Origin of the sequence: Bacillus sp. FJAT-27225, from assembly GCF_001685025.1 — a bacterium.
Taxonomy (GTDB): domain Bacteria; phylum Bacillota; class Bacilli; order Bacillales; family Cytobacillaceae; genus Bacillus_D.
In genome coordinates, this window is record NZ_MAYU01000002.1 from 23,764 (window position 1) to 50,590 (window position 26,827).

The window sequence follows — 26,827 nt, forward strand, 5'->3', positions numbered from 1 at the left end:
GAAGAAGGAGTGACCGGGCATGGCCAGGTACAATCGTGCATTATTAATTTATAATGGAAATGCTGGACAGAAGGATATTGAGAAACGCCTAGGGGCATGTATTCCAGTACTAAGCAGGGACATCAATGAATTGATTTTATTAAAAACGCTTGAGCCGGGGCATGCTGAACAGCTTTGCAAAACCTATGGGGAAAGGTCAGACCTTGTCATTATTCTTGGCGGAGATGGAACAGTTCATGAAGTCATTAATGGCCTTGCTGGTCTGGAAAAAAGGCCGATAATAGGAATTTTGCCAGGAGGAACCTGTAACGATTTCAGCCGTACCCTCAATATGCCCCAGGATATCCAAAGGGCAGCAGAGGATTTGTTGGCCGGCAAACCAGTTCCAATTGATGTTTTGGAAATAAACGGCCATTATGCTCTTAACTTTTGGGGAACTGGCCTGGTCACCGAGACTTCCAATAATATAAAAGAGTCAGAGAAACAGCTATTTGGAAAAGCTAGTTATTACCTTAGTGCAATGCGGACAATGCGCCAGATGGAGCCTTTTCGCTATCATATCAATTGCAACGGTAAAACCTTGGAAGGGGAGGCAGTCATGATTTTAGTTGCGAATGGGAAATTCATTGGAACCAACCAGCTGCCTTTCCGTAATATCCATATTGATGATGGCGAAGCCAACCTGTTTATAATTAGAAATACAAACATGGGATTAATAAAGGATATTTTAACAAGGGATATTACTGTGATGGACGAGAACGATACGTCTGGAGAAGTGCTCCATTCCCTGGGGAGTGAAATAACTATTTCAACTGACCAAAGGATGGAGGCCGATACAGATGGAGAGGTCTACTTAAAAACGCCTGCAGTTGTAAAGGTACTGAAACATCATATTCTCGCAATTACCCCCGATGTCGATGAGAGTATCATTTTATAACGGCCAATTTGTTTCCATAAAAAATGAGGCCTCCATAGTGAGAAGCCTCCTTAGTGATTATGTGAGTTGATTTAGGAATAATGTGGCAATGCCAAAATAAGTTATAAGTGAAAAAATATCATTCAAGGTCGTGATGAGCGGTCCGGAAGCAACCGCGGGATCTATATTGAAGTGATACAAAATAATCGGAATGATTGTCCCGGCAAGTGTTCCAATAATCAATGTTAAAAACAGGGAACTTCCGACAACAATGCCTAATATAAAGCTGTCTTGCCAGATGAAGGCGATAATGGCTATCAGGATTGAACAAATAAGTCCAATCATGAGGCCAACTCCAAGCTCCCGCCCAATTAACTTTACTATGACCGTCTTGTCAATTTCATTGGTGCTTAAGCCCCGGACAACGACTGCAAGCGATTGTGTTCCTGTATTTCCAGTCATCCCGGAAATCATCGGCATAAAAAATGCCAGTGCGACAACCTGTTGAAGCGTTTCGGAATAGGAACTGATAATCCGACCGGATACAAGCCCAATAAACAAGAGAAGGATAAGCCAGGGCAGCCTTCGATACGCCGCCACAAAAGCCTTTGTATCAAAGTCGATTGATTTCCCGGAAGCAGATAGCTTTTCGATATCCTCATTCGCTTCCTGAATGACAACGTCAATGATATCATCGACCGTAACAATCCCAACAAGGACATTATCCGCATTTACAACTGGAATTGCCATAAAATCATACCGTTCAATCATTCGGGCAACTTCTTCCTGGTCTGTTTCTGCAGTAACCGAAATAACCCGCTCAAACATAATTTTATTGATAATTTCATTGGCATCGGCGATTAACAGGTCCCGATAGGAAACAACCCCTACAAGGCGGCGCTGTTCATCAATTACATACAAATAATTAATGGTTTCGGCAAGTTCAGCGAAAGACTTCAATTTTCCTACTGCCTCGCGGACAGTGTAGTAATTGCGAATCCAGACAAACCGGTTGGTCATAAGGCGCCCTGCTGTTTCGGGCGGATAATTCATAATGTCCTGGACAATTTTTGATTCTTCTTTTTTCATACCTGAGAGAAGGGCGGAAATTTTTTCAGGGGACAGCTCTTCAAGTAGAGAGGCAAGGTCATCATTATCCATTAAATCAAGGACCTTCCCTGACTTTTCAATCCCTAATCTATTAAGCACATCATGCTGCTCTTCAGTATCAAGCTCCTCTAGCAAGTCAGCAAGAAGATGTGGATTCAGGAAAAGGAGAAAGCGGGTCTTGTGCTTTTCCGGGAAGTCTTCATAGAGTCTGGCCACATCGTACGGCTGCAGCTCATCAAGTATTGCTTCGATTTCTTTCCTTTTATTTTCTTTCATTGCCTTTATAACCAGAAGGGTAATCTGGTCCTCCGACATGTTTTGAATCATATGCCCACGCTCCTTTCCGGCAGTTGCCATGTACATTATATGAAAATGGACGGTAATTTGAAATAAAAAGCGGACAACTTTTTTGGTTTATTCATACTTGACTAAAATTCATATGGAAACTTTCCTTGTGGTATCGCATCATTTCGCTCGATGGCTATTCAATAATGCTTTCCTTGAGGCGCAGAAATACTACAGTTCATATATATAAATAGGCAATATTTAGGGAATAGCAGATTAATTCATTGGCTCTTAAAATTATTCCACAAAAACGGAAACGCAAACAACAGGAAAATAGGGATAGAAAAGCGAATTTTTTTTTGGTTTTTGTTATGATGAGTAGGGAACTTTAATGAAGAAAGAATGGAGGGTTTGCCATTGAAAAAGCAAGATCAGGACGTGCGTGATCTCATTTACGTTCACTTAAATCAAACATCTCAATATGTACTGTCCTGTGGCATAGAATTCCATGAATTTATCACTGCTTTTTCAGGCTTCCCAAATCATCTACTCTTATTGAAGCATCGATTTGAGGATGGGGAGTTTAACAGCCATACAAGGTTTGAATATGTCACAAAAGATAAGATTGGCAGGCTTTCCAAGGAAAATGTGAATGGTTATGGGGATTTTTGCTGGATAGATTTTGCCGAAGAGGCAGTGCTGAACGAACTGAGCGGACAGGAAATTGCTGAATTGCTTTATCTAGGCCATGCAATGCAGCATTTAAAGCTTCCTTTTTATAATCAGCTAGAGAATAGATTTGTATATTTGGCCCAAGATGATGGCTGGCTCAATAAAACGTATTATCGTAGCATGATGGACTTCTTTTCGATGCTGAGCTTTGTGATCCCATTGAAAATGGGGAATCTAAAACTTGAAAAAACACTTTTTGGAATGAAAAAGAAACGGGTTTATCCAATTGTGAATAAAGACCTTCTCTTATCGCTTGTCCCATTTATGAAAGAAGGCATCTGTATTTCTGTGAAGGATGCGGATTCCCAAAAAGGCAGGATTGAAATCCCGATTTGGATGGTTGGGGATTTTGCACATATGGATGATATGTTTGAGGCATACACAAAAACAGTCCGTAAGCCATGCCATGCCAAGCTAGTCTTTGATAAAAAACTAAAAGACTGGAAGCTATATGTTATATAACCGGCCAGGCCCAAGGTGGTATCCGGTTAAACAGTGCATACATATGAAATTCAAGCCTTGAGATATAGATTTAAGGAGAAGGGCATTTAGGGACGACTTTTTCTTAAAAACTAAGGGTTTCGCCCAATCGCATTTTTAATAAACTATAGCAGAGGAACTGAAGAAATCTTAATTTAATTGAAGCGCCCTTAGCGAAAATTAAAAGATTAAACGGATAAGTTCCTCTTAAATATTTTAGAGGGAAATCGTTTTTCTCCAGGCTCCCACTTATGTAAAATAAGGTTGAAGAAAATTGGAGGTTGCAGAATGAAGACTAAACTTGGCTTATTATATGGCGGAAAATCCGCCGAGCATAAAGTATCCATGCAAACAGCCATGGCTGTTATTAAAGCACTCGATCTTGAAAAATTTGAAATTAACCCGATCTACATAACGGTAGATGGGAATTGGGTAAAAGGGGAACAATTAATGGGCCCGGTTTCTTCCATTGAAGAACTTCAATATAAACCCCTTGAAGGAGGAACAAATCAATTTGACCCTTCAATTTTTAAAGGGGAAGATGGTAAGGATCTTGATATCATATTCCCACTCCTTCACGGTCCCAACGGGGAAGACGGCACTGTCCAAGGCCTGCTTGAACTATTAAACCTTCCCTATGTTGGAAACGGAGTTCTAGCTTCTGCAGCTGGAATGGATAAGGTAGTGATGAAGAATATTTTTGCAGAAGCAGGGCTTGCCCAAGTTGATTACTCTTCATTCATACGAAGCGAATGGGAAGCAGGAAAAGAAACCGCCTATGAAAAAGTTGAGGAAAAGCTTGGTTATCCTTGCTTCGTAAAGCCTGCTAATCTTGGCTCAAGTGTTGGGATCAGCAAATGCAAAAACCGTTCTGAGCTTGAGGAAGCTTTTAAAGAGGCTTTTACCTTCGACCGAAAAATCATTGTAGAAGTCGGTGTCAAAGCCAGGGAAATTGAGGTAGCTGTTCTTGGGAATGATGACCCTAAGGTTTCGATTGCAGGGGAGATTGTTCCCAAAAAAGATTTTTACGATTACAAGGCCAAATATGAAGACGGCAATACAGCGTTGATTATTCCAGCTGAAATTAGCAATGATACGTACAGCAGGATGAAAGAAATGGCAGTCAGAGCATACAAAGCGCTTGATTGTTCAGGGCTTGTCAGGGCGGATTTCTTCGTTGCTGAGAATGGAACAGTCCTGATCAATGAAGTAAATACAATGCCTGGCTTCACTCCATTCAGCATGTTCCCGCTTCTTTGGAAACATACAGGGATTGATTATCCCGAACTGATTGAGAGACTGGTCAGCCTAGGCATGGAAAGGCATGCCGAGAAACAAAAGATTAAATATACATTTTAACAAATGGTGGGAGGGACACGCCTAGGCAGTGTCCTTTTTGCGATGGGAGGCTCAAAATGATTTCAAAAACAATAAGAGAAATTACAAAGATGATACCTGTTTCCAATGACATAACAGTATTTGCAGAGAGAGTAATCAGCGGGGTGTCAATCGACTCTCGTAAAATTGAGCAAGGAAACTTGTTTGTTCCTTTCAAAGGTGAAAAAGTGGATGGCCATAAATATGTCATTTCGGCAATTGAAAAAGGCGCAGCGGCTGCCTTTTGGCAAAAGGATGTCCCAAACCCACCGGAAGGCCTGCCAATCTTGATTGTAGATGATTGCTTGGCCGCACTCCAGGAGCTTGCCAGGGCCTATTTAAAACAGCTGACAGTTAAGGTTGTCGGTATCACGGGCAGCAATGGAAAAACCACGACAAAAGATATGGTAACAAGCCTGTTATCGCAAAAATACAAAGTGCAAAAAACAGAAGGCAATTACAATAATCATATTGGCCTGCCTCTTACGGTTCTCCAATTAGATCAGGACACAGAGATGGCTGTCCTTGAGATGGGTATGAGTGCGCGTGGTGAGATTTCTTTCCTGACAAAACTCGCTGAGCCGGATGCTGTCATCATTACCAATATAGGGGAAGCACACTTGCTTGACCTCGGCTCGAGAGAAGCAATTGCTGAAGCGAAGCTTGAAATACTTGAAGGGCTGAAGGAAGGGGGGCTAGCTGTCCTGAATGGGGATGAACCTCTTTTGATGGATAGAATTGCAGGCCGGAAAGGTGAGCTGAATATCCAGACGTTTGGGAGAGGCGAGTATAATGATGTCTACCCAATCGATATTATTCAGACTCAAAATGGGAATGAATTTACTATTAGTGGATCTGAGCAGCGATTCTTTCTGCCGGTTCTTGGAACGCACAATATCATCAATGCATTAAGTGCCATGTTAATTGCACGCCATTTTTCAGTGTCGTGTGAGGAAATTGCAAGGGGACTGAAAGAAACAAAACTAACACAGATGAGAATGGAAATGACAGAGGGGAGCAACGGTGAGAAAATCATTAATGATGCTTATAACGCAAGCCCTACGTCCATGAAGGCTGCGATAGACCTTGTTGCCAACCTGCCTGGATATACCAAAAAAGTGCTTGTACTGGGGGACATGTTGGAGCTGGGGCCGCTGGAGGAAGAGTATCATAATAAAATTGGTGAAACAATTGATCCCGAAAAGGTTCATCTTCTGTTTACGTTTGGAGAACTTGGTGCCCGTATTGCGGAAGGGGCGAGGAAAGTTCTTGGTGAAGGAAAGGTGTATTCGTTCTCGAGCAAGGAAATGCTGAGTAAAGAATTAAAAAACCATACAGATAAACAAACTCTTGTTTTAGTTAAAGCATCAAGGGGAATGAGATTAGAGGAAGTCGTCGCTTCATTGCAGAAAAAAGAGGAATAATAGCTTACAGACCGCAGCATCCCTGCTATTTTCTCAACTAAATTACTTTTAAAAATCCTTTGCCTGGGAGTGAAACATACATGATAGGCTGCTTGTGCATTCACGGTTTTACAGGGAGCCCCTATGAGGTAGAGCCCCTGGTAGAGTATTTAATGGAGGCACATCCAGACTGGAAATTCCGGGTGCCGACTTTACCGGGCCACGGAGAAACTCTTTCATTAAGAGGGGTTATCTTCCAGGAATGGATTGACCACGCAGAAAGTGAGTATCTCGAACTTGCAGCTACATGCGAGACGATTTACGTAATCGGCTTTTCGATGGGCGGGATGATTTCCAGCTACATAGCCGCGAATCATAAAGTTGATAAGCTCGTTCTTCTCAGTGCTGCTGCCTATTATTTGAATCCAAAGCAAATGGCACTGGAAATCAAAGAGTTTGCGCGGGACTTGGTTAATGGAAACCTTGCTGAAAATGAATTATTTTTGCGTTATAAACAAAAAATAACTCAGACTCCCCTTTCCGCTGCTATACAGTTCCAAAGGTTGGTGAGCTATGTGCGTCCACAGCTCGGATTAATTGAGGTTCCTACCCTTATCGCCCAAGGGGAATCAGATGGATTGGTTCCCCCAAAAAGTGCCGAATATCTGTACGAGACGATTCCGGCAAAACAAAAACGATTGACTTATATCAAAGGTTCAGCCCATCATATTTGCCATTGCCAGGAAAGAGTTGCCCTTTTTTCCGAGGTCGAAACATTTTTGCAGGAAATGCCTGAAATGTCCCTATCCAACTAGGGGGCGCTTAATTGCATTAAACCGGCAAAGATGGTATGATTACACTCAACGTGTCTAAAAGTTCGTCATTACAGGGCATACTCCTATGAGGAGAATGTCTTTTTTTGCTAAAATAGAGAAGTGATGGGTTAGGATTAACCTCTTATGTGAATTCAGGACGTTTTTCTGCACGTAAACTATAGAGTTTTACAAGAAGGAGAATGAATAACATTGACCAAGTTTGAAGATTTGGGCTTGAGCCAGCAGACCCTCAAAGCTGTTTTGAAAATGGGTTTTGAAGAAGCAACGCCAATTCAGGCTGAAACAATTCCGCTAAGCATGGAAAACAAGGATTTGATTGGACAGGCACAAACAGGTACCGGGAAGACCGCCGCTTTCGGAATTCCGCTTGTTGAAAAAATCAACATCTCCAACCATGCTGTACAAGGAATTATTATTGCACCGACTCGGGAACTTGCAATCCAGGTTTCAGAAGAACTATATAAAATAGGTTCTGGCAAACGTGTCCAGGTCCTGCCTATTTACGGTGGCCAGGATATCAGCCGCCAAATCCGGTCATTAAAGAAAGGCCCGCACATCGTTGTTGGAACACCAGGCCGTTTGATTGACCATATTAACCGGAAAACTCTTCGCCTTGACCAGGTTCATACCGCTATTTTGGATGAAGCGGATGAAATGCTGAATATGGGCTTCATTGAGGATATTGAAGCAATTCTTGCCGAGATTCCGGCAGAACGCCAAACCCTTTTATTCTCAGCTACAATGCCGGCTCCGATCCAGAGGATGGCAGAGAAGTTCATGCGTGACCCTCAGGTTATCCGTGTAAAAACAAAGGAAATGACGGTTCCTTTAATTGAACAGTACTATGTTGAAGTTCAAGAGAAGAATAAATTTGATGTCCTAACAAGACTTCTTGACATACAATCGCCTGAATTGGCCATTGTTTTCGGCCGTACTAAGCGCCGTGTCGACGAGCTTGCTGAGGCCCTAACCTTAAGAGGCTATGTTGCGGAAGGAATTCACGGTGACCTTACTCAGGCTAAGCGTATGTCCGTCTTGCGAAAGTTCAAAGAAGGGACAATCGAGGTCTTGGTTGCAACGGATGTTGCGGCACGTGGTTTGGATATTTCCGGTGTAACTCATGTGTACAATTTTGATATTCCACAAGACCCTGAGTCATATGTTCACCGCATTGGCCGAACAGGCCGTGCAGGGAAAACGGGTATGGCCCTTACATTCGTGACCCCTCGTGAAAAGTCCTATCTTTCTGTTGTAGAACGCACTACCAAGCGAAAGATGGAGCGGATGAAGCCGCCAACTCTTGATGAGGCGCTCGAAGGACAGCAAAGGGCAGTGATTGATCGTATAAATCAAACGATTGAGGATAACAATCTTCAGTTTTATTCTCAAGCCGCGGCAGAGTTGCTCGAAGATCACGATGCCTCAACTGTTGTTGCAGCTGTATTGAAAATGTTGACCAAAGAACCTGATACGACTCCAGTTAAGCTTACGGAAGAATCCCCTCTTCCACAAAGAAGGGACAGGGATCGCAAGCCGTATGACCGGAGAAGGACTGGTGATGCAAAAGGCGGATATGATCGCCGGAAAAAAGGTTCATATGGCGCTCGTGGCGGAGAAAAACGCCCGTATGAGAAACGGACAGGCTCCAAACAGCGCAGCTATAATAATTCAAAATTTGAATAATAAACAAATGAAAGCACAGGTGAAATTCGCCTGTGCTTTTTTTGGTAAAATGCTTCTTTTTCCTTAAGAAACATGTTTTTCATCCCGGTAAGGAATAGTAACAGTATAGACCTTCTTGGAATGGAGAAAGAATATGACAATCGTAAGGTTAGGCTATGTAGCAATGAGTACCACACTTCCACACTGCTCGCCATCGCAAACGATGACATTTGCACAGTTCCAGCGGCTAAAGGACCGTGATGCTGCCATCCGTAAGCTAGAGCGGATTGCGCAGTCAAATCTGGACAACTGTTTAAGGCTCCTTAGGCACAACCTGGCTAATGATATCCGTTTTTTTCGCTTGACCTCCAGGCTTGTGCCGCTCGCTAATCATGAAGAGCTTGATGATTGGGACTATATCACCCCATTGAAAGAGGGTTTCACAGAAATCGCCAATTTCCTAAAAGAGCATCCTATCAGAGTTGATTTTCATCCTGACCATTTTGTTGTTCTTAATACAAATAAACAAGATATTTTGAGAACATCCATTCAGACTCTTGGTATGCACTATCGCTTTTTAAAAGAGATGGGGGTCCCTGTGGAGCATCGCTGTGTCATCCATATAGGCGGAGGCTATGCAGATAAGGAAAAGGCGCTTGAGATGTTCATCCATAACTGGGGGTATATACCTCAGCGTCTACAGTCAATGATTATGCTCGAAAACGATGATACGACCTTTACCTTAAAGGAATGCCTGTATCTATGTGAAAAACTTGGGGTTCCTTGTGTGTTTGATTATCATCACCATCTTGTTCACAATGAGGGTGATGATTGGGAGCAGAATTGGACTCGTGTCGTTTCCTCCTGGTCATGGTCAAGTCTTCCTGTTAAAATGCATATCTCCAGCCCGAAATCACAACGGGAATATCGGGCTCATGCCGACTTTATCGATCCAAAAATGTTTTTGGAATTTCTGCATGGAATAAAAGGATCAGTTCCCGAATTGGATTGCATGATCGAAGCTAAGGCGAAGGATGCCGCCTTGTTTAAATTAATGGGAGACCTAAAATCGGAGGCTGGAATTGAAATAATAGATGGTGCATCATTCTATATGAACTAGAACCAAATTTTTTCCGTGCTAGTGTCACGCCCCTTCGTTATACTTAAAGATAGATTACATAAACGGAGGATACCCATGATATCACGGCCTGAAACAAGGATTTCTGAAAAAGCACTTAAAGTTTGGAGAATATCAAATGGGATCATTGCAGCATGTGCTTGGTCGGTTCTGGTAACGGTTGCATCCCTTTTCTTTATTTTTGATTGGCCTCTCTGGATATTGGCACTGCTGGTATTGCTTGAGCTAATCCATACCATCCTATCAGTTATTGTATTCCCTGGAATTCGGTGGAGACGGTGGCGGTATGAGGTTCGTGAACAAGAGATTGAACTTCAGCAAGGTTTATTTGTTGTTCAGCGCACACTAATCCCAATGGTCCGTGTTCAGCATGTCGATACATTCCAGGGTCCGATTCTTCGGAAATATAATTTGGCAACTGTGATGATATCTACAGCTGCGACAACTCATGAAATCCCTGCCCTTGAGGAAGCAGAGGCAGAAGGTTTGAGGGTACAAATATCAAGGTTGGCGAGGGTGACTGACGATGATGTTTGAACCAAAGCGGCTTCATCCCGCATCTGCTGCAATTATTTCCATTAAAAAGTTGAAAGAGCTGATTGTACCGGCCGTAGCGTTCCTTTTGTTCGGTTCAAGTGGTGGCGGGCGGAGAATAGTCCTTATCCTTTTTGCAATTATCGGCGTTCTAGTAGCAATTGTAAGCGGGATTTTAACCTGGCTCCGGTTTACTTATAGAATAGAGGAAAATGAACTAAAGCTGGAATACGGGATTTTTATTAGAAAGAAACGATACATACCGCTTGAACGGATTCAAAGTATTGATCAGTCCGAGGGGATTTTTCATCGCCCATTCGGCTTAGTGCAGATTAAAATTGAAACCGCTGGCGGGGGCACTGGGAGTGAGGCCACGGAAGCGGAGTTAACTGCAATCACTAGGAAGGAAGCCGAGGCTTTAGAGGAAGCAATCTTTTCTGGAAGAAAATTCGCTGGCACAAGCAATGAAGCGGAAACTAAACATGTTGATCATGTCATTTATACGCTGTCACCGCCTTTGTTGCTTTTAATGGCATCCACTTCGGGTGGAATTGGCGTTGTTATATCAGCGGTTTTTGCTTTATTTTCTCAATTTGATGAATTCATACCGTATAAAAGAATTTTCAGCGAGGTTGAAACAATTATTGCTAATGGAGTAATTTTTGTTTCAATCCTAATATTTTTGGGGTTTCTTATTGCGTGGATACTGGCAATTGCCGGAACAATGATTAAATACGGAAACTATGTAGTAATGAAAACAAATGATGATTTAATCATTTCCCGTGGTTTACTTGAAAAAAGGAAAATGACGATTCCTCTAAAGAGGATTCAGGCCATTCAAATTACCCAAAACCCTTTGAGGGAACTGTTTGGCTATGCTTCAGTGCAGGTAGAGAGCGCTGGGGGTTCAGCGGTGGATAAGGATAGTGCAAAGGTTCTTCTTTTACCACTTGTAAAGGTAAGTGAAATTGAAAGGATTCTGGGCGGACAGTTGCCTTCTTACCATTTTAATACAAATCTTGTTCGGATTCCAAAAAGGGCGCTGGTCCGATATGCGGTCAGGAGCATGCTGTATACATTGCCTATTGCGGCGGCAGCCATATTTTTACTAAGGCCATGGGGTTATCTTGCTTTATTGCTCCCTATCCTGGGGGTAGTCTGGGCCTATATTTGCTATCGCTCAGCCGGTTGGGGGGTAAGTGGAAGACAGTTGAGCCTGCGATTTAGAATTGTTTCCAAAACAACTGTTTATTTGTTGAAAAATAAAATTCAATCCTTGGATATGAGTGAAAGCTATTTTCAAAAACGAAAGCAGCTTGCACGAGTCGACGCTTATGCAAAGTCGGGGTTCGGCATTGCGGGAGGTGGAGTGCGCGATTTGGATGCTGCTGACGCACTTTTCATTTATACCTGGTATTCACAGAATGAATTGAAATAAAAGATGGCCGCTCCTAATTTAGTGGAGCGGCCATCTCTCTACCGTTTCGAAGAAGCGCCGATTAAGAAGCCGGCTAAAATGCCAAACACATGGGCAGTAATGTTAATGTTGGGCTGAAAAAAGGTCATGACAACAGAAATGGCGGCGATCGTTAAAATAATCTGGCTATCCGATTGGGACATCCTGTTTTTCTTATAGAGAACAATGGCAACATAATATCCGAATAAGCCAAATATCGCTCCACTGGATCCAACATGACTAAATGAGAGAGGCTCAAGAATAAAGGTTGCCACATTAGCGGCAATCCCGGAGAGAAGATAGACGAAAACAAACTTGCCGCGGCCAAGCATCCTTTCGAGGCCAGGGCCGAATAAAACAAGCGAAAAACAATTAAATAACAAATGTGAAAATCCGCCATGCATAAAAATTGGAGTGACGAGTCTCCACCATTCTCCCTCAGCTATATATAGGTTTACGCCTGTTAAACGCTCCATAATCCAATAGTTTGGGAGGAATGGCAATTCCGTCGAAAGGTAGATAACGATATTAACAGCAATGATTGCGGACACGATTGGATAGAAACGGATAAACTGGCCGAGACTCTCAGTCCTCGTAAACATGTGGCCCACTCCTTTAGCGAATGACTTTTTCGGTGATTGCCTTTTATAGCATTCTATTCTTAGAACTTAACCATAAGTTCTGGTTTGCGATAATAGAACAGTTGATTTGGCACGGAAGGTGGGAGCTCGTTCGAAAATGCAAAAGATGCATTTTCTCCTGCGGTGCTTTTTTTAGGGAAGATTATTCAACGTCCAGCGGGACAGGTGAGACCCCACAGACGCTTTAGAGCCGAGCAAATTGGAACCGCGGCTAGACAGGCTCGCCGCATGCCCCTAAGGTCCGAGAACCCTCGCGACAGGAAAATGCGCCTGTCTCTGAAATGATTATTCTTGGAATTAGTGAAGCTGAAATCAACAAACTAATTTAACCAGATTATTTGATGAATAACCTATTCTTATTACCATGATAGCCGTTATTCTATTTTAAAATCCAACTTATGCTATTGGTATGTAAATAAAATCCTAAATAGAAGGAGAAGGACATGATTAAAGGAATTGGAATGGATTTAGTAGAGATTGGCAGGATAAAAAAACTGATCGAACGGCAGGAAAGATTTCCGGAGAGAATTTTAACATTGGCGGAAATGGATTTGTATTTAACCCTGCCGGAGAGAAGGCGTGCTGAGTTCCTCGCAGGAAGGTTTGCCGCGAAGGAGGCGTTTGCGAAGGCTTTTGGAACTGGAATTGGGGAAAAACTCTCGTTTCATGATATCGAAATTGGAAAGGCATTAAGCGGTAAGCCTTACTTTAAAAAGCCGGGGAATGTCTCTGCCCACCTGTCCATCACTCATACTGCTCAATTTGCGGCGGCTCAAGTTGTTATTGAGGCGGATGATGCAATGCCGGACCAAACGGTCTGAAAATTATATAGTCTGGTCGGTAACAATCCTGGTTGTGGACATTGGAGAGGGGAAAAATCGAACCAAGTTTTAAGGGCAAGCTATCATAAACCTCAAGGTTGTCTCATATATTCGTATTGACATAGGGAAGACGGGCTGTAAAGGCAAGAGAGCGCCGATCCCGAAACGAGTTGAATAGACAAGAAGGGGTTGAAGGAATGAGGAGAAAAGTATTGCTGCTAATGGCCGGGCTGCTGGCTGTATTGGCCCTGTCGGCTTGTGGCGCTCAGTCACAGGAGTCTGTCCGCAAAGATTTGGAAGGAAAGCTCGAGGACCTGTCCGGCTATAAGGTCAATGCAAAAATGACCCTTGCCATGGGTGCGAGCCCTCAGGTTTATGACGTTGAAATTTGGCATAAGGATCCCTCCTATTACCGGGTCAATCTAAAAAATGCCAAGAAAGATCAAAGCCAGATGATTCTACGGAACGATGAAGGGGTTTTCGTTCTTACACCAGCACTAAACAAAAGTTTTCGGTTCCAAAGTGACTGGCCAAAGAACAGCAGCCAGGCCTATTTATATGAGTCATTAATTCAAGATATTATTGATGATAAAAACGCCAAATTTTCATCCACGGATGATTATTATGTTTTTGAAACCAAAACCAGATACCAAAACAATCAAATGCTGCCACTACAGGAAATAAAACTGAATAAGGATGACTTGTCGCCAGCTGTTGTAAAAGTAATGGACGCTGATCGGAATTCATTGGTGACAGTCAAGTTTTCAAAGGTAAAGTTCAATGCAAGTTTTAATAAAAAGGATTTTGATATGCAAAAGAATATGACGAGGGCACAGGTTGGCATGCCTGCCATGGCTGATGGAGGAAGCAAAGACACATCCTTTACTGTTAAGTATCCATCGGCAGAAATGCCTGGAGTTTCACTTGTGCAAGAAAAGGAAGTATCAATCGAGGATGGCAAAAGGGTGGTCTTAACGTATGGCGGAGAGAAGTCATTCACGCTTATTCAGGAAAAACGATTGGTTGAACAGGCAACTGCTTCCTATCCGGCTGATATGAACGGGGACCCCGTCGATCTTGGCTTTACAATCGGAGCAATCACGAAACAGTCAATCTCCTGGAATCAGGATGGAATAGACTATAGGATTGCCTCTAAAGACTTGACAGCAGCAGAAATGGTATCGATTGCCATGTCGGTGCAGGGTGAATTGGTAAAATAACTTCACAAAACAATACAAATTCGGCAGGCCTAAGGAGGCCTGCCGAATTATTTGATGGCTGTTGGTAAATGTTAGCTTTATCTTCGTGTTAGGGGCCCGGTTGAGAGTATGATAAAATGAAGTGATACTTCAGTCAGCGGAGGTCTTTTATCCCCCGCTGGTTGTTAGTCCCGTTCTAGTGCCGCTAATTCGCCAAAAGGCACGGCGATAAAGCGGCACTACGAACCCGATTGGTTCAACTAAGCCGCTGAAGTACTTAGCGGCAAGTTTCACTGTACCTTATCAATCGGGCTTTTAGGGCTGTTGTCCTCCACCTGCATTTCTTCAATTAAGGTGGGGGATCTTACAGCCCGTAAACGCGGTATAAATAAAATAAATAAATTGAACATTGATATGTATCAGGAAGTGAACAAATGGAAGAACAAGGTTTTTTTTACAGAGATACGTGGGCTGAAATAGACTTGGATTCAATTTATAAAAATGTATCAGCCATTAAAGGATTGTTGCCTGAGGATGTTGAAGTGATTGCAGTAGTCAAGGCAAATGCTTATGGCCACGGTGATATACAAGTGGCAAAGACTGCGCTTGAAGCGGGGGCCAGTTATTTGGCAGTTGCCTTCATGGACGAGGCACTTGCCCTTCGCAAAAAAGGATTAACTTCTCCTATTCTTATATTAGGGGCTACCCGTCCGGAAGATGTGTCCATTGCTGCCAGCCATAATCTGGCTGTGACAGCATATGATATGGAATGGCTTATAAAAGCTGCAGATTATCTTGGCAGCCATAGGCTGAATGTTCATTTAAAAGTAGACACGGGAATGGGGCGGCTTGGTTTTAAAGATATTGAGGCGTTAAAAACCGCCGAAAATTTCATTTATCATGATTCGAGGATTAATTTTGAGGGGATTTTCACTCACTTTGCTACCGCAGATGAACAGGACGACAAATATTTTATGAAGCAACTCAAGCAATTTGAAGAAATGCTTGAAGCTTTAAAAATATATCCGCGCTATATCCATGCCAGTAACAGCGCGGCCGGGATGAGATACGCAAATGCCAGATTCAATGCTGTGAGGCTCGGTATATCGATGTACGGCTTATCGCCTTCAACGGAAATTAAAGCTGATTTGCCTGTCTCTCTTCATGAATCGTTTACTCTCCACTCTAGGCTGGTCCAGGTAAAACAGCTTCATAAAGGAGAGAAGGTCAGCTATGGAGCGACCTATGAAGCGTCTGGCAATGAGTGGATTGGTACAATTCCAATCGGGTATGCCGATGGCTGGATCCGCAGGCTCCAAGGCCAAGAAGTTCTAGTGAATGGCAAAAGAGCACCGATTGTGGGAAGAATTTGTATGGACCAATGTATGGTTCGGCTTAATGAATATCTTCCTCCCGGTACTTCTGTCACCCTGATTGGAGGACAGGGGGACGAGTTTGTCAGCATTGACGAAATCGCAGAAAAGCTTGAGACTATTAATTATGAAATTCCCTGTATTATTTCAAACAGAGTGCCCAGGGTGTATAAAAAAGAGGGGAAAACTGTGGGGCTTCGGAACAATCTGCTGCGCTTATAATGTCTGTATCGCGAATAAAGCGTATAAAAACCTGTTTTTTATGCCGATACTAGCTTTGGATTACTAAATTCGCTTTGCAAGCCTTGTGAATCGTGTTATTATTAAAACTGGTAGAAAGTATGGCAACTTCTTGTCCGAAACTAAAAGGGCGGAATTGCCCGTTAAAGAGAGAGGCTTGGCGTATGCCGGGCTGTAACAAAATATGGTCTGTATAGTGATGGTGGAGGTGTAGCTTGTGTCAGAGACTGGCGCAACAACGGAAATCCTGGTGAAATTACCGCAACATCTTTTAACCGAGTTGGACGGAATCGTCAAGCTTGAAAATGTAAACCGCAGTGAATTTATTTACCAGGCAACAAAGGCTTATATGCGCGAACGGAAAAAAAGACAAATTCGTGAAGCCATGAGGCGCGGTTACATGGAGATGGCCAAAATTAATCTGACGATTGCATCAGAAGCATTCCTCGCTGAATATGAGGCGGAACATACTGTTGAACGTCTTGTAAGCGGAGGATAATCCTTTGATTGTTAAACGTGGTGACGTTTATTTTGCAGACCTATCCCCAGTTGTCGGTTCTGAACAAGGCGGCGTCCGTCCGGTCCTTGTCATTCAAAACGACATCGGGAACCGGTTCAGTCCCACAGTAATCATTGCAGCAATCACGGCTCAAATCCAGAAAGCCAAGCTGCCTACCCATGTTGAAATCGATGCGAAACGCTATGGTTTTGAACGGGATTCCGTTATCTTGCTGGAACAGATTCGGACAATCGACAAACAGCGATTGACTGATAAAATCACACATCTTGATGACGAAATGATGGAAAAAGTGGATGAAGCCTTGCAAATAAGCGTGGGTCTCATCGAATTTTAACAAATTTACGCTCTTTTCTGAGCGTACTTTACATACCACCTCATACGAATGATTCTGATCCAGGCAAGCCTAAGTGGCTTGTCTTTTTATTTGAATTTCATGATCCTCATTCTCTATTGCTTGTTTGGCCAACTTGAAAGACTTGCGATATCTCCACAGTCTCCCATCCTTTCTTACAAAAGCGTAAGACCCTGGTAAAAGTTATCAGCAACTTGAATACAATAATTTTTAATTTATGTTAAATAATGAGTTTGAATATAGAGGTATACGGGTATAAGTGATAGTCTTTGGTTAGGGAGATTCTAGTTATAAGCAGATTCTAGTTATAGGCAGATATCCCCCCGTTTATAAACAATTTATGGTGTCTTTCCGAAATAACCGCTTATACTTTTAAGAAATACGATATTTTGGAATTGACTGTTTAAAACTGTTATCATTTAATTAAATTAGGATAAATCCGAACAATTTATGACAAATCATTATTGAAATGATTTTTTAAGTAGATGAAAAGATATCTGGAGATATGGGAGGGGCAGAGTGGAGAACTTAATAGTGGAATATGTAGAAGAACAAAAACACGGGCTTGTGACAGAATGGATTGACCGAATGAAGTCAGAAGGTGATGAAAGAGGAACAAAGCTCGTTACTGAACAGGTCTTTGTGATGACTAGTTCAGAGTTCATTGATTTAATCATCTCCAGCCTTAAGGGATCGAAAGAGGAATTCCAAAACAGGCTTGTTGAATTTGCCGAAAAGGTGGTCAGGCTCGGTTGGCCTCTCCATTTTGTTATTGAGGGAATCAGAGTATTCAGCAAGATTGTTTTTGAAGGAATGCAGCAGAAGGGAATTGTCAACGAGGTTAACCAGATGGAGGTTATCTATACGTTCGACCGTTGGATAAGCCCTTTGCAAAATGAAGTGGTCGATGTTTATTCGAGGACGTGGGAACGAACTGTTTCCTTGCAAAAGATTGCCCTCCAGGAATTATCTGCTCCTCTCATACCTGTGTTTGAAGGAATTACCGTTATGCCATTGGTTGGTACAATTGATACAGAACGGGCAAAACAGATCATGGAAAACCTGCTGACCGGGGTGGTTAAACACCGGTCCGAGGTTGTATTGATAGATATAACAGGGGTTCCGGTTGTAGATACAATGGTTGCGCACCATATTATCCAGGCTGCAGAAGCAGTTCGCCTGGTCGGTGCGAAATGTATGCTATGCGGAATCAGGCCCGAGATTGCCCAAACAATTGTCAATCTTGGAATTGACTTAAATCAATTCACAACAAAAAATACATTAAAAAAAGGTGTAGAGGCAGCACTTGAACTTACAAATAGGAAAATAATGAAGGTGGAGGGTACAAAATGAGAATGAGGATACCGATTTTAAAGCTGCATGACTGCCTGCTTGTTTCCATTCAGTGGGAACTGGATGACCAGACAGCCCTCCAGTTCCAGGAAGATCTGCTCCATAAAATTCACGAAACAAGTGCAAATGGGGTTGTCATAGATATTACCTCAATTGATTTTATCGACTCCTTTATCGCCAAAGTACTAGGCGATGTGATTAGCATGTCCAAACTGATGGGAGCCAAGGTCGTTATTACGGGGATTCAGCCTGCTGTTGCAATTACGCTGATTGAACTGGGAATTGGATTGGAAGATGTCCTGACGGCATTAGACTTAGAAAAAGGTTTGGAGAAATTACAACAGGAATTGGGGGATTAGCTAGATGGGCATCCAATCCTGTGTAAAAATCCTGAACGAATGGGACATTGTGGCTGCCCGCCAGCTTGGCCGTAATGTAGCCAAAGAGCTGGGGTTCGGCACAGTGGACCAAGCCAGGATCACTACCGCAATTAGTGAACTGGCGAGAAACATCTATTTATATGCCGGACAGGGGCAAATTTGTATAGAAAAAATATATGAGGGCAACAAGTCAGGCCTGAAAGTAATTGCAGTAGATAGCGGCCCGGGTATTGGTGATATCAGACAGGTGATGGAAGATGGATTCTCAACATCGGGCGGCCTCGGAGCCGGCCTTCCTGGTGTAAAGCGACTCATGGATGAATTTGACATTCTCTCATCGCCTGGCAAAGGAACGGATATACGAGCAGTAAAATGGCTCCGTTAGGGGGAATACGATGGATTTGCGGGGTAACATGGAAGAAAAGTACCGGAATATTTTAATGGATTACCTGAAAGAGCAATCAGAGCAAACCTTGTACCAGGGACAAAAGTTTACCAGGGAATTAATTGAGAAAAACATATCCCCGGAGGAAATTGTCAGCCTTCATAAAAGCCTGCTTCTTGATCTTTATCCTGATGTTCCCGAGAGCATAGTCCATTCCTTCGATGTTCTTCTTGAGGTGATGGTAGGGTATGGCCTTGCATATTCGGAACATCAAAGCTTAAGAAACAAGCAGTTGGAATACCGTACAGAAATGGAAATTGCGGCAAACGTTCAGCAAACTCTTTTGGGAACTTCTATTCCGAAAGTAGAAGGGATGGACATCGGTGCTCTGAGTGTACCGGCCAGGCATATGAACGGCGATTACTTTCACTTTGTTTTGGATGACAATGGCTGTGTAAACGTTGCTATAGCCGATGTAATTGGAAAAGGAATTCCTGCCGCACTTTGTATGTCCATGATCAAATATGCAATGGATAGCCTGCCTGAAAACCGGCATGCGCCTCATATGGTACTTGAAAGCCTGAACCGTGTTGTTGAACAGAACGTAGACCCAAGTATGTTTATCACAATGTTTTATGGAATGTATAATCCACAAACCCACGTTTTTCATTATTCATCCGCGGGCCATGAACCAGGATTTTACTATGTTGCTGAAACCGATGAGTTTTTGGAGATGGAGGCAAAAGGCCTTTTGCTGGGAATTGAAAAAAAGACTAAATATCTTCAATTTGAGCGGGAAGTAAAACCAGGAGATATGATTATCCTAATGTCTGATGGTGTAACCGAGTGCCGTACCGAGGAAGGATTTCTTGAACGGGATGCATTGATTGGATACATAAGGAAATATATCCATATGGAAGCCCAGGAGATCGTCAATAATATCTATAAAGATTTGGAAAGGCTACAGGACTTCCAGCTCAGGGATGATTTTACATTAATCATTTTAAAAAGAAACGTTTAAGCCTGTTTAAAAAGGGTAAAGTTTTAAGCGGTATATAAAAAATAGACAGGGGTGGGTCAAATGAATATTAAACTTGACGTCAATGAATCAAATGATTTTGTTGAAATATATGTTAACGGGGAAATCGATGCCTATACAGCACCAAAACTCCGTGAGGCTGTTTTCCCGCTTTCCGAGAAAAATAATGTCAAAATGGTAATAGATCTTTCTGAAGTTTCCTACATGGATAGTACCGGTCTAGGCGTAATCGTGGGTGTTTTTAAATCGGTTAGGAGCCATGACGGTGAATTCAAGCTTGTGGGGTTGTCTGACCGGTTGAAAAGGTTGTTTGAGATTACTGGTTTGGCAGATATTATCGATATCAACAGCCAGATAGAAGGTGGAGTGCAATGAGCCAGGCGTTTGACTATATCGAAATGAAAATCCCGGCAAAGCCTGAATATGTTGGTGTCATACGCCTGACGCTATCGGGGATTGCCAGCCGAATGGGTTTTTCATATGATGATTTGGAAGACTTGAAAATTGCCACGAGTGAGGCTTGTACAAATGCTGTGCAGCATGCCTATAAAAGTAATGAACCCGGTGAAGTAATAGTTGGATTTGGCCTGTATTCAGACCGCCTTGAAGTTATGGTGGCTGACAGCGGGCAAAGCTTTGATTTTGAATCAGCCAGAAAAGGCTTGGGCCGCTATGAAGAAAATGATTCCGTGGAGTTTTTGCGTGAAGGAGGCTTGGGTCTCTACCTGATTGAAACATTAATGGATGAAGTCAGGATTCACCACAAGGAAGGTGTTACCGTCTTCATGACGAAATACCTTGAAGGAGAGCAGGTGGAGACGGATGTCGAAACAATCTCAACCTAATACTTCTAGCAAACAGGAAGTAAATGAGCTAATCAAAGCATACCAGCTTCACCAGGATGAAAGTGCACAGGATCAATTAGTACTTCATTATAAGAACTTGGTTGAAACGATTGCCCGAAAGTACTCAAAAGGCCGTTCGTTCCATGAGGATATATTCCAGGTAGGCATGATAGGCCTGCTGGGGGCAATCAGGCGTTATGACGAATCTTTTGGGAAAAGTTTTGAGGCATTTGCCGTACCTACAATCATTGGGGAAATTAAACGTTTCCTTCGTGACAAAACATGGAGTGTTCATGTTCCCAGAAGAATAAAAGAACTTGGGCCAAAAATTAAAACGACTGTTGAAGAATTAACAACAAAACTGCACCGGTCTCCCAAGGTTATTGAAATAGCGGAGGCCCTCGAGGTTTCGGAGGAAGAAGTACTGGAAGCCATGGAAATGGGGAAAAGCTACCAGGCTCTCTCAGTGGATCACTCGATCGAGGCTGATTCTGATGGCGGGACAGTAACACTTCTTGACATAGTAGGAAGTGTAGACGAAGGATATGAAAGGATAAACCAACGCCTCGTTCTTGAGAAGGTCCTTCATGTCTTGAATGACCGTGAAAAGAAAATCATCCAGTACACCTATTTGGAAAACATGAGCCAAAAGGATGCTGGTGATAAGCTGGGGATATCTCAAATGCACGTTTCCCGTTTGCAAAGGCGCGCAATTAAGAAATTGCAGGAAGCCATTAATTCGGAGACAAACAATTCGGAGTGTCTTTCATGAACGATCATCTTGTGAAAAGCAACATTGAAGTTTATGCATATCAGACAGCCAAAGAAGGCAAGGCTTACTGCGGGGACAGCTATTATTTTATGGCCACAGATGATTACTTCGTCTGTGTGTTGGCTGATGGGCTTGGAAGTGGCGAGCATGCGTATGAAGCCTCAAAGTCTGTAGTAGTGGCAGTAGAACAAAATCATCATGAAGATGTAGAGACTTTAATGAAATTTTGCAATGATGCTCTTTTGCATAAAAGGGGTGCGGCTGTTTCGGTTTTGAAAGTATACTTTCATGCTAGGGAATTTGTGTATAGCTGCGTCGGCAATATTCGATTCTTCCTTTACTCTTCAAAGGGAAAGCTGACCTATCCCTTGCCTGTGACTGGATACTTATCCGGCAAACCACAAACCTACCATACACAGCGCTTTTCTTATGACCCCCATTCAAAATTCCTAATTTTCTCAGATGGATACGAGTTTCAGGGAGTAAAAGCATTGTTGAAAGGATTGTTCCCTGTAACAATGATTGCGGAAGAAATTAAACGAAAGTACACGAACAAATCAGACGATGCAACGTTTATTATTGGAAGCCTGCAATAATGCAGGCTTCTTTTTTAATGACCTGATGCGCGGCAAATCCCAAGAAAAAGAGAGGAATCGAGGATAATTTGATACAATAAGGAGGTAAGTCAGATGAGTGGAGGAATGCTTGGATGAACGACACGTTATCAAAGCAGGATGAATTTGCAAAGCTAATTGCCAAAGAGCAAGGACTTGCTTTTAAACAAGTACATAATGTCATATCTATGGTCAATGAAGGGAATACAGTGCCATTCATTGCCCGATATCGTAAAGAACAGACAGGCTCCCTCGATGAGGTTCAGATTCGCGCTATATTGGATCGTTGGCATTATGTGCAGAGCCTCGATCAAAGAAAAGGTGAAATAATAAAATCCATTTCGGAACAAGGGAAACTGACTGATGAATTAACTTTCAAAATTAACCAAGCGACAAAGCTCCAGGAGCTGGAGGATTTGTACAGGCCCTATAAACAGAAGCGCAGGACCAAGGCGACCGTTGCAAAGGAAAAGGGACTCGAACCTTTAGCAGAATGGCTTCTAACATTTTCAAAAGGATCCGTTGAGCAAAAAGCTGAGGAATTCATTTCGGAAGAAAAAGAAGTTCTTTCAGCCGAAGAAGCGATTAATGGGGCTAAGGATATCATTGCCGAACGCGTCTCAGATGACGCGGACGGCAGGAAATGGATCCGTAAGGAAACATATCGATCCGGCGTAATCACATCTTCTGTTAAAGATGCTGACAAGGATGAGAAAAAGGTTTACGAAATGTATTATGAATATGAAGAACCAGCTGGAAAAATTGTCCCGCATCGCATTTTGGCTTTAAACCGCGGGGAAAAGGACGAGATTCTTCGCGTATCGATAAAGGCTGGAACAGATTCAATCCTGAATTATCTCACTAAGAAATGGATACTTAAAACGTTCTCCCCAGCCGCATCTGTTGTAAAAGAAGCGATTGAGGATGCTTATAAAAGATTGATACAGCCTTCGATTGAGCGCGAAATCAGAAATGAGCTAACTGAAAAGGCTGAGGAACAGGCTATCCATATTTTTGCGGAAAATCTTCGGAAGCTTTTGCTGCAGCCTCCTTTAAAAGGAAGGGTGGTACTTGCAGTCGACCCTGCTTATAGGACAGGATGCAAGCTTGCAGTAATTGATGATACGGGTAAGGTATTAAAAATTGATGTTATCTATCCTCACCCTCCTGTAGCCAAAAGGCGGGAAGCCAATGAAAAGTTCATTCACCTCCTTGAGGAATTTAACGTTGAGATGATTGCGATTGGGAATGGAACAGCCTCCAGGGAAACCGAGCAATTTGTTGCAGATATCCTTAAAGAGGTAACACGCGAAATCTTCTACTTGATAGTAAATGAAGCGGGTGCTAGTGTATATTCTGCATCTGATTTGGCACGCGAGGAATTTCCCCACTTGCAGGTAGAGGAAAGAAGTGCTGTTTCAATCGGAAGGAGACTTCAAGACCCGCTTTCTGAGCTCGTTAAAATAGACCCAAAATCAGTTGGAGTTGGCCAATACCAACATGATGTTTCTCAAAAACGGCTCTCTGAATCTCTTCACTTTGTAGTAGAAACAGCTGTAAACCAGGTAGGAGTCAATGTAAATACTGCTTCAGTGTCACTACTGCAATATGTAGCTGGCTTGACCAAAACGACTGCTGGAAACATCGTTAAAAGACGGGAAGAGGAAGGGAAATTTACGAACCGGCAAGAGTTAAAGAAAATTCCTCGCCTTGGGGCTAAAACATATGAACAGGCAATTGGTTTTCTAAGGATAACTGAGGGGGCCGAGCCGTTGGATCGAACAGGAATACACCCCGAGAATTATAACTCGGTTAAAAAATTGCTTTCAAGCCTTGGTTTTACTTCAGAAGACTTGGGAAGCGAACGTTTAAAAGCTGCTCTTGCTGGGTTGGATATTAGCGGATTGGCACAGGAACTTTCCATAGGTGAAATTACACTAAAGGATATAATTGATGCTTTAATGCGCCCGGAGAGGGACCCTCGCGAAGAGCTGGATGCTCCTTTGTTGAAAAAGGATGTCCTTAAACTTGAAGATCTCAAGACGGGTATGGAACTGCAGGGAACTGTCCGGAATGTTGTGGATTTTGGTGCATTCGTGGATATAGGAGTAAAGCAAGATGGCCTTGTTCATATTAGCAAACTGAGGAAACAGTTTGTAAAGCATCCGTTGGATGTTGTATCTGTAGGAGATGTAGTAACGGTTTGGGTGGATTCTGTTGACAAACAAAAAGGCCGTGTATCCCTGACCATGCTAGGTCCTGAAAACATAACCTTGGTGCAAAAATAAAAGTCAACGACAAAATGCCATCAAATAAACAAGGCGTGCCATAGGGCGCGTCTTGTTGGCTAATAGGAAAGTATATATGGATACTTTCCTAACGCATAAGAAAAACTTTGCCATTTGCCGATAATACTGGCGCATTCCAGTTTTTCTACTATACAATTTATGTGTGTAAGAATCTGTACTGTCAGGCGGGGTTGTTTTTTCTATAAAAGAACCAGCATTGGTTCAAGAGTTTGATTTGATAACGGTTTTTTTCGTAAAAAGCCCGCCTCATTCTGTTCTGAAACCAAGTAGGCATTGGATTCCCTCCCGTCGCTCCCTGATTTCTGTATAGTATGTTATAATTGGTTGTCATGTTCATGGAAAGTGGGGCAAAAGTAAGAATGGAGAATCACGAGCTTCAAAAACTGACTGAGGAGTTATCGTTGCAGCTATTTGGTATTCCCTTCAAGCATGAGGCTATTTTTAACCCAAGGCTAAAAACAACGGGTGGGCGGTATTTGCTGAATACCCATAATATAGAGATAAACAGGAAATATCTCGATCAGCTTGGTTTTGATGAGATGGTAGGGATTATAAAACACGAACTATGCCATTATCACCTTCATCTTGCAGGCAAAGGATACCGACATAGGGACGCTGATTTCAGGCTGTTGTTGAAAAAGGTTGATGCTCCGCGGTTTTGCGGCCAGTTGCCAGAAAAACAAATGAAGAGAAGGTCCGGCAAAATTATCACTTATGAATGTGCTGCTTGTGGGACAACCTATCAACGTAAGAGAAAACTGGATGTATCGAGGTATGTATGTGGGAAATGCCGTGGAAAACTCCGCAAAGTCGAGGAAGTTCGAGTCGTGCAGTGATTGGAAGTTCAGGAAAAATTTATTGTTTAATTCTCCTTGACTTTGGTTTGAGCGGTCATTATAATGTAAAGAGTCGACAGGAGATGTTGGCAGTAAAAGTTAATAATTTTTGATTATTCCGCAGTAGCTCAGTGGTAGAGCAATCGGCTGTTAACCGATCGGTCGTAGGTTCGAGTCCTACCTGCGGAGCCATTTTTTGGGGAAGTACTCAAGAGGCTGAAGAGGCGCCCCTGCTAAGGGTGTAGGTCGGGCAACCGGCGCGAGGGTTCAAATCCCTCCTTCTCCGCTCTGTATAACTTTTTAATGTGGCCCCTTGGTCAAGCGGTTAAGACACCGCCCTTTCACGGCGGTAACACGGGTTCGAATCCCGTAGGGGTCATCGAGATGGAAATCTCTCCATATATTGGGCTATAGCCAAGCGGTAAGGCAACGGACTTTGACTCCGTCATTCGTAGGTTCGAATCCTGCTAGCCCAGCCATTTGTTGTTTTGAGCCATTAGCTCAGTTGGTAGAGACGAGCGGCGCTTCAATGCGTTTGCTGCGAGTTGCGGAGCGGGACGTAAGTTCTGCGGAGCACAGACTGTAAGCTTAACTATTTTATAGGGTTCTATCCCTTTACGAGCCATTAGCTCAGTTGGTAGAGCATCTGACTTTTAATCAGAGGGTCGAAGGTTCGAGTCCTTCATGGCTCACCATAATAATCAAGCGGGTGTGGCGGAATTGGCAGACGCACCAGACTTAGGATCTGGCGCCGCGAGGCGTGGGGGTTCGACTCCCTTCACCCGCACCACTGAAAAGAAAAAAATACCAGTTGCAAAACGAACGAGAAAGTGTTAAGATAAATCTTGTCGCTGAAATACATGCGGTCGTGGCGGAATCGGCAGACGCGCTAGGTTGAGGGCCTAGTGGTGGCAACACCGTGGAGGTTCAAGTCCTCTCGGCCGCACCAACTATTATGTTAGATTTATATATGCGCCCGTAGCTCAATTGGATAGAGCGTCTGACTACGGATCAGAAGGTTATGGGTTCGACTCCTTTCGGGCGCGCCATATTACGGGAAGTAGCTCAGCTTGGTAGAGCACTTGGTTTGGGACCAAGGGGTCGCAGGTTCGAATCCTGTCTTCCCGACCATTCAATTTTATATGCGGGTGTAGTTTAATGGTAAAACTCCAGCCTTCCAAGCTGATGTCGTGGGTTCGATTCCCATCACCCGCTCCAA

General features: G+C 43.0%; 27 protein-coding genes and 10 tRNA genes. 34 read left to right on the forward strand and 3 right to left on the reverse strand.

Translation table 11 applies throughout. From position 1 onward, the window contains the following. Positions 1-19: 19 nt before the first annotated feature. On the forward strand, positions 20-937 hold the full coding sequence (locus A8F94_RS06545; protein WP_066197379.1) for a diacylglycerol/lipid kinase family protein: 918 nt from the start codon (positions 20-22) through the stop codon (positions 935-937). A gap of 57 nt (positions 938-994) precedes the next feature. Here the strand turns inward: A8F94_RS06545 and mgtE are convergent, their stop codons facing one another. Then, positions 995-2,353: a magnesium transporter gene (gene mgtE, locus A8F94_RS06550; RefSeq protein ID WP_066197382.1), complete on the reverse strand. Its 1,359-nt coding sequence runs from the start codon at positions 2,351-2,353 to the stop codon at positions 995-997. A 375-nt stretch (positions 2,354-2,728) separates the two neighbouring features. Between mgtE and A8F94_RS06555 the strand changes: the two genes are divergently transcribed. The 8 genes from A8F94_RS06555 to A8F94_RS06590 all read left to right on the forward strand — a co-directional run bounded on the left by A8F94_RS06555 (position 2,729) and on the right by A8F94_RS06590 (position 11,911). Beyond that, entirely contained in the window at positions 2,729-3,505 is a 777-nt protein-coding gene (locus A8F94_RS06555) for a hypothetical protein (RefSeq protein ID WP_066197385.1), read from the forward strand. Between the two features lie 306 nt (positions 3,506-3,811). Continuing rightward, positions 3,812-4,882, forward strand: a complete 1,071-nt coding sequence (locus tag A8F94_RS06560; protein ID WP_066197388.1) for a D-alanine--D-alanine ligase — start codon at positions 3,812-3,814, stop codon at positions 4,880-4,882. A gap of 56 nt (positions 4,883-4,938) precedes the next feature. Further along, entirely contained in the window at positions 4,939-6,324 is a 1,386-nt protein-coding gene (locus A8F94_RS06565) for a UDP-N-acetylmuramoyl-tripeptide--D-alanyl-D-alanine ligase (RefSeq protein ID WP_066197392.1), read from the forward strand. Positions 6,325-6,404: 80 nt separating this feature from the next. Next, positions 6,405-7,118 carry an alpha/beta hydrolase gene (locus A8F94_RS06570; protein ID WP_066197395.1) on the forward strand — a complete coding sequence of 238 codons (714 nt, stop codon included), beginning with the start codon at positions 6,405-6,407 and terminating at the stop codon, positions 7,116-7,118. Between the two features lie 210 nt (positions 7,119-7,328). Beyond that, positions 7,329-8,822 (forward strand): DEAD/DEAH box helicase, encoded by a 1,494-nt coding sequence (locus A8F94_RS06575; protein WP_066197397.1) that lies wholly within the window; start codon positions 7,329-7,331, stop codon positions 8,820-8,822. 133 nt (positions 8,823-8,955) lie between these two features. Then, a complete protein-coding gene (gene uvsE, locus A8F94_RS06580; protein ID WP_066197400.1) occupies positions 8,956-9,921 on the forward strand; it encodes a UV DNA damage repair endonuclease UvsE in 966 nt (321 codons plus the stop codon). Positions 9,922-9,996: 75 nt separating this feature from the next. Beyond that, a complete protein-coding gene (locus tag A8F94_RS06585) occupies positions 9,997-10,476 on the forward strand; it encodes a PH domain-containing protein (protein WP_066197403.1) in 480 nt (159 codons plus the stop codon). Then, the gene (locus A8F94_RS06590; protein WP_368072775.1) at positions 10,466-11,911 is read left to right on the forward strand and encodes a PH domain-containing protein; all 1,446 of its coding nucleotides are present in this window, start codon (positions 10,466-10,468) and stop codon (positions 11,909-11,911) included. The genes A8F94_RS06585 and A8F94_RS06590 overlap by 11 nt, the downstream gene beginning before the upstream one ends. A 38-nt stretch (positions 11,912-11,949) precedes the next feature. Here A8F94_RS06590 and A8F94_RS06595 read toward each other — a convergent pair whose 3' ends face one another. Then, entirely contained in the window at positions 11,950-12,531 is a 582-nt protein-coding gene (locus A8F94_RS06595; protein ID WP_066197405.1) for a rhomboid family intramembrane serine protease, read from the reverse strand. Positions 12,532-13,013: 482 nt separating this feature from the next. On the opposite strand from A8F94_RS06595, the gene acpS reads away from it, so the two are divergent. The 14 genes from acpS to A8F94_RS06665 all read left to right on the forward strand — a co-directional run bounded on the left by acpS (position 13,014) and on the right by A8F94_RS06665 (position 24,751). Then, positions 13,014-13,391 (forward strand): holo-ACP synthase, encoded by a 378-nt coding sequence (gene acpS, locus A8F94_RS06600; protein WP_066197409.1) that lies wholly within the window; start codon positions 13,014-13,016, stop codon positions 13,389-13,391. 197 nt (positions 13,392-13,588) lie between these two features. After that, the gene (locus A8F94_RS06605; protein ID WP_066197411.1) at positions 13,589-14,611 is read left to right on the forward strand and encodes a LolA family protein; all 1,023 of its coding nucleotides are present in this window, start codon (positions 13,589-13,591) and stop codon (positions 14,609-14,611) included. A gap of 413 nt (positions 14,612-15,024) precedes the next feature. Further along, the gene (gene alr, locus A8F94_RS06610; RefSeq protein WP_066197414.1) at positions 15,025-16,185 is read left to right on the forward strand and encodes an alanine racemase; all 1,161 of its coding nucleotides are present in this window, start codon (positions 15,025-15,027) and stop codon (positions 16,183-16,185) included. Between the two features lie 235 nt (positions 16,186-16,420). After that, positions 16,421-16,702, forward strand: a complete 282-nt coding sequence (locus tag A8F94_RS06615) for a CopG family ribbon-helix-helix protein (RefSeq protein WP_066197417.1) — start codon at positions 16,421-16,423, stop codon at positions 16,700-16,702. 4 nt (positions 16,703-16,706) lie between these two features. Beyond that, positions 16,707-17,057, forward strand: coding sequence for a type II toxin-antitoxin system endoribonuclease NdoA (gene ndoA / locus A8F94_RS06620; RefSeq protein ID WP_043934355.1), 351 nt, complete (start codon positions 16,707-16,709; stop codon positions 17,055-17,057). Between the two features lie 537 nt (positions 17,058-17,594). Continuing rightward, positions 17,595-18,428: an RsbT co-antagonist protein RsbRA gene (locus A8F94_RS06625; RefSeq protein ID WP_066197420.1), complete on the forward strand. Its 834-nt coding sequence runs from the start codon at positions 17,595-17,597 to the stop codon at positions 18,426-18,428. 2 nt (positions 18,429-18,430) lie between these two features. After that, on the forward strand, positions 18,431-18,787 hold the full coding sequence (locus tag A8F94_RS06630) for an STAS domain-containing protein (RefSeq protein ID WP_027324001.1): 357 nt from the start codon (positions 18,431-18,433) through the stop codon (positions 18,785-18,787). 4 nt (positions 18,788-18,791) lie between these two features. Continuing rightward, positions 18,792-19,193: an anti-sigma regulatory factor gene (locus A8F94_RS06635; protein WP_066197423.1), complete on the forward strand. Its 402-nt coding sequence runs from the start codon at positions 18,792-18,794 to the stop codon at positions 19,191-19,193. Between the two features lie 10 nt (positions 19,194-19,203). Further along, positions 19,204-20,214 (forward strand): PP2C family protein-serine/threonine phosphatase, encoded by a 1,011-nt coding sequence (locus A8F94_RS06640; protein ID WP_066197426.1) that lies wholly within the window; start codon positions 19,204-19,206, stop codon positions 20,212-20,214. A 60-nt stretch (positions 20,215-20,274) separates the two neighbouring features. After that, a complete protein-coding gene (locus A8F94_RS06645; protein WP_066197429.1) occupies positions 20,275-20,607 on the forward strand; it encodes an anti-sigma factor antagonist in 333 nt (110 codons plus the stop codon). Further along, complete coding sequence (rsbW, locus tag A8F94_RS06650; RefSeq protein ID WP_066197432.1) at positions 20,604-21,077, forward strand: anti-sigma B factor RsbW; 474 nt, start codon at positions 20,604-20,606, stop codon at positions 21,075-21,077. The genes A8F94_RS06645 and rsbW overlap by 4 nt, the downstream gene beginning before the upstream one ends. Continuing rightward, positions 21,055-21,849, forward strand: coding sequence for an RNA polymerase sigma factor SigB (gene sigB / locus A8F94_RS06655; RefSeq protein ID WP_066197434.1), 795 nt, complete (start codon positions 21,055-21,057; stop codon positions 21,847-21,849). Before rsbW ends, sigB begins: the two co-directional genes overlap by 23 nt. Continuing rightward, the gene (locus A8F94_RS06660; protein ID WP_066197437.1) at positions 21,846-22,445 is read left to right on the forward strand and encodes a PP2C family serine/threonine-protein phosphatase; all 600 of its coding nucleotides are present in this window, start codon (positions 21,846-21,848) and stop codon (positions 22,443-22,445) included. Before sigB ends, A8F94_RS06660 begins: the two co-directional genes overlap by 4 nt. A gap of 113 nt (positions 22,446-22,558) precedes the next feature. Beyond that, positions 22,559-24,751 (forward strand): Tex family protein, encoded by a 2,193-nt coding sequence (locus A8F94_RS06665; RefSeq protein WP_066197442.1) that lies wholly within the window; start codon positions 22,559-22,561, stop codon positions 24,749-24,751. Between the two features lie 181 nt (positions 24,752-24,932). Here the strand turns inward: A8F94_RS06665 and cmpA are convergent, their stop codons facing one another. Then, complete coding sequence (cmpA, locus tag A8F94_RS25345) at positions 24,933-25,046, reverse strand: cortex morphogenetic protein CmpA (protein WP_139070042.1); 114 nt, start codon at positions 25,044-25,046, stop codon at positions 24,933-24,935. A gap of 85 nt (positions 25,047-25,131) precedes the next feature. On the opposite strand from cmpA, the gene A8F94_RS06670 reads away from it, so the two are divergent. The 11 genes from A8F94_RS06670 to A8F94_RS06720 all read left to right on the forward strand — a co-directional run bounded on the left by A8F94_RS06670 (position 25,132) and on the right by A8F94_RS06720 (position 26,826). Then, positions 25,132-25,608 carry a SprT family protein gene (locus tag A8F94_RS06670; protein ID WP_066197454.1) on the forward strand — a complete coding sequence of 159 codons (477 nt, stop codon included), beginning with the start codon at positions 25,132-25,134 and terminating at the stop codon, positions 25,606-25,608. Positions 25,609-25,725: 117 nt separating this feature from the next. Beyond that, positions 25,726-25,800, forward strand: a tRNA-Asn gene (locus A8F94_RS06675). 6 nt (positions 25,801-25,806) lie between these two features. Continuing rightward, positions 25,807-25,894: transfer RNA gene (locus A8F94_RS06680), tRNA-Ser, on the forward strand. 21 nt (positions 25,895-25,915) lie between these two features. Next, a tRNA-Glu gene (locus A8F94_RS06685) sits at positions 25,916-25,987 on the forward strand. Between the two features lie 25 nt (positions 25,988-26,012). Then, positions 26,013-26,087 (forward strand) — tRNA-Gln (locus A8F94_RS06690). A gap of 140 nt (positions 26,088-26,227) precedes the next feature. Then, positions 26,228-26,303, forward strand: a tRNA-Lys gene (locus A8F94_RS06695). Positions 26,304-26,313: 10 nt separating this feature from the next. Further along, positions 26,314-26,398: transfer RNA gene (locus A8F94_RS06700), tRNA-Leu, on the forward strand. 72 nt (positions 26,399-26,470) lie between these two features. Beyond that, positions 26,471-26,557: transfer RNA gene (locus A8F94_RS06705), tRNA-Leu, on the forward strand. Between the two features lie 23 nt (positions 26,558-26,580). Beyond that, positions 26,581-26,657: transfer RNA gene (locus A8F94_RS06710), tRNA-Arg, on the forward strand. Positions 26,658-26,662: 5 nt separating this feature from the next. Then, positions 26,663-26,739: transfer RNA gene (locus A8F94_RS06715), tRNA-Pro, on the forward strand. Between the two features lie 13 nt (positions 26,740-26,752). After that, positions 26,753-26,826: transfer RNA gene (locus A8F94_RS06720), tRNA-Gly, on the forward strand. The last annotated feature ends 1 nt before the right edge of the window (position 26,827 follow it).

Coding starts and splice junctions, on each gene's coding strand:
- A8F94_RS06545 (WP_066197379.1), top strand. CDS start 20: ATGGCCAGGTACAATCGTGCATTATTAATTTATAATGGAAATGCTGGA.
- mgtE (WP_066197382.1), bottom strand. CDS start 2,353: ATGATTCAAAACATGTCGGAGGACCAGATTACCCTTCTGGTTATAAAG.
- A8F94_RS06560 (WP_066197388.1), top strand. CDS start 3,812: ATGAAGACTAAACTTGGCTTATTATATGGCGGAAAATCCGCCGAGCAT.
- A8F94_RS06565 (WP_066197392.1), top strand. CDS start 4,939: ATGATTTCAAAAACAATAAGAGAAATTACAAAGATGATACCTGTTTCC.
- A8F94_RS06570 (WP_066197395.1), top strand. CDS start 6,405: ATGATAGGCTGCTTGTGCATTCACGGTTTTACAGGGAGCCCCTATGAG.
- uvsE (WP_066197400.1), top strand. CDS start 8,956: ATGACAATCGTAAGGTTAGGCTATGTAGCAATGAGTACCACACTTCCA.
- A8F94_RS06585 (WP_066197403.1), top strand. CDS start 9,997: ATGATATCACGGCCTGAAACAAGGATTTCTGAAAAAGCACTTAAAGTT.
- A8F94_RS06590 (WP_368072775.1), top strand. CDS start 10,466: ATGATGTTTGAACCAAAGCGGCTTCATCCCGCATCTGCTGCAATTATT.
- A8F94_RS06595 (WP_066197405.1), bottom strand. CDS start 12,531: ATGTTTACGAGGACTGAGAGTCTCGGCCAGTTTATCCGTTTCTATCCA.
- acpS (WP_066197409.1), top strand. CDS start 13,014: ATGATTAAAGGAATTGGAATGGATTTAGTAGAGATTGGCAGGATAAAA.
- A8F94_RS06605 (WP_066197411.1), top strand. CDS start 13,589: ATGAGGAGAAAAGTATTGCTGCTAATGGCCGGGCTGCTGGCTGTATTG.
- alr (WP_066197414.1), top strand. CDS start 15,025: ATGGAAGAACAAGGTTTTTTTTACAGAGATACGTGGGCTGAAATAGAC.
- A8F94_RS06630 (WP_027324001.1), top strand. CDS start 18,431: ATGAGGATACCGATTTTAAAGCTGCATGACTGCCTGCTTGTTTCCATT.
- A8F94_RS06635 (WP_066197423.1), top strand. CDS start 18,792: ATGGGCATCCAATCCTGTGTAAAAATCCTGAACGAATGGGACATTGTG.
- A8F94_RS06640 (WP_066197426.1), top strand. CDS start 19,204: ATGGATTTGCGGGGTAACATGGAAGAAAAGTACCGGAATATTTTAATG.
- A8F94_RS06645 (WP_066197429.1), top strand. CDS start 20,275: ATGAATATTAAACTTGACGTCAATGAATCAAATGATTTTGTTGAAATA.
- rsbW (WP_066197432.1), top strand. CDS start 20,604: ATGAGCCAGGCGTTTGACTATATCGAAATGAAAATCCCGGCAAAGCCT.
- sigB (WP_066197434.1), top strand. CDS start 21,055: ATGTCGAAACAATCTCAACCTAATACTTCTAGCAAACAGGAAGTAAAT.
- A8F94_RS06660 (WP_066197437.1), top strand. CDS start 21,846: ATGAACGATCATCTTGTGAAAAGCAACATTGAAGTTTATGCATATCAG.
- A8F94_RS06665 (WP_066197442.1), top strand. CDS start 22,559: ATGAACGACACGTTATCAAAGCAGGATGAATTTGCAAAGCTAATTGCC.
- cmpA (WP_139070042.1), bottom strand. CDS start 25,046: ATGCCTACTTGGTTTCAGAACAGAATGAGGCGGGCTTTTTACGAAAAA.
- A8F94_RS06670 (WP_066197454.1), top strand. CDS start 25,132: ATGGAGAATCACGAGCTTCAAAAACTGACTGAGGAGTTATCGTTGCAG.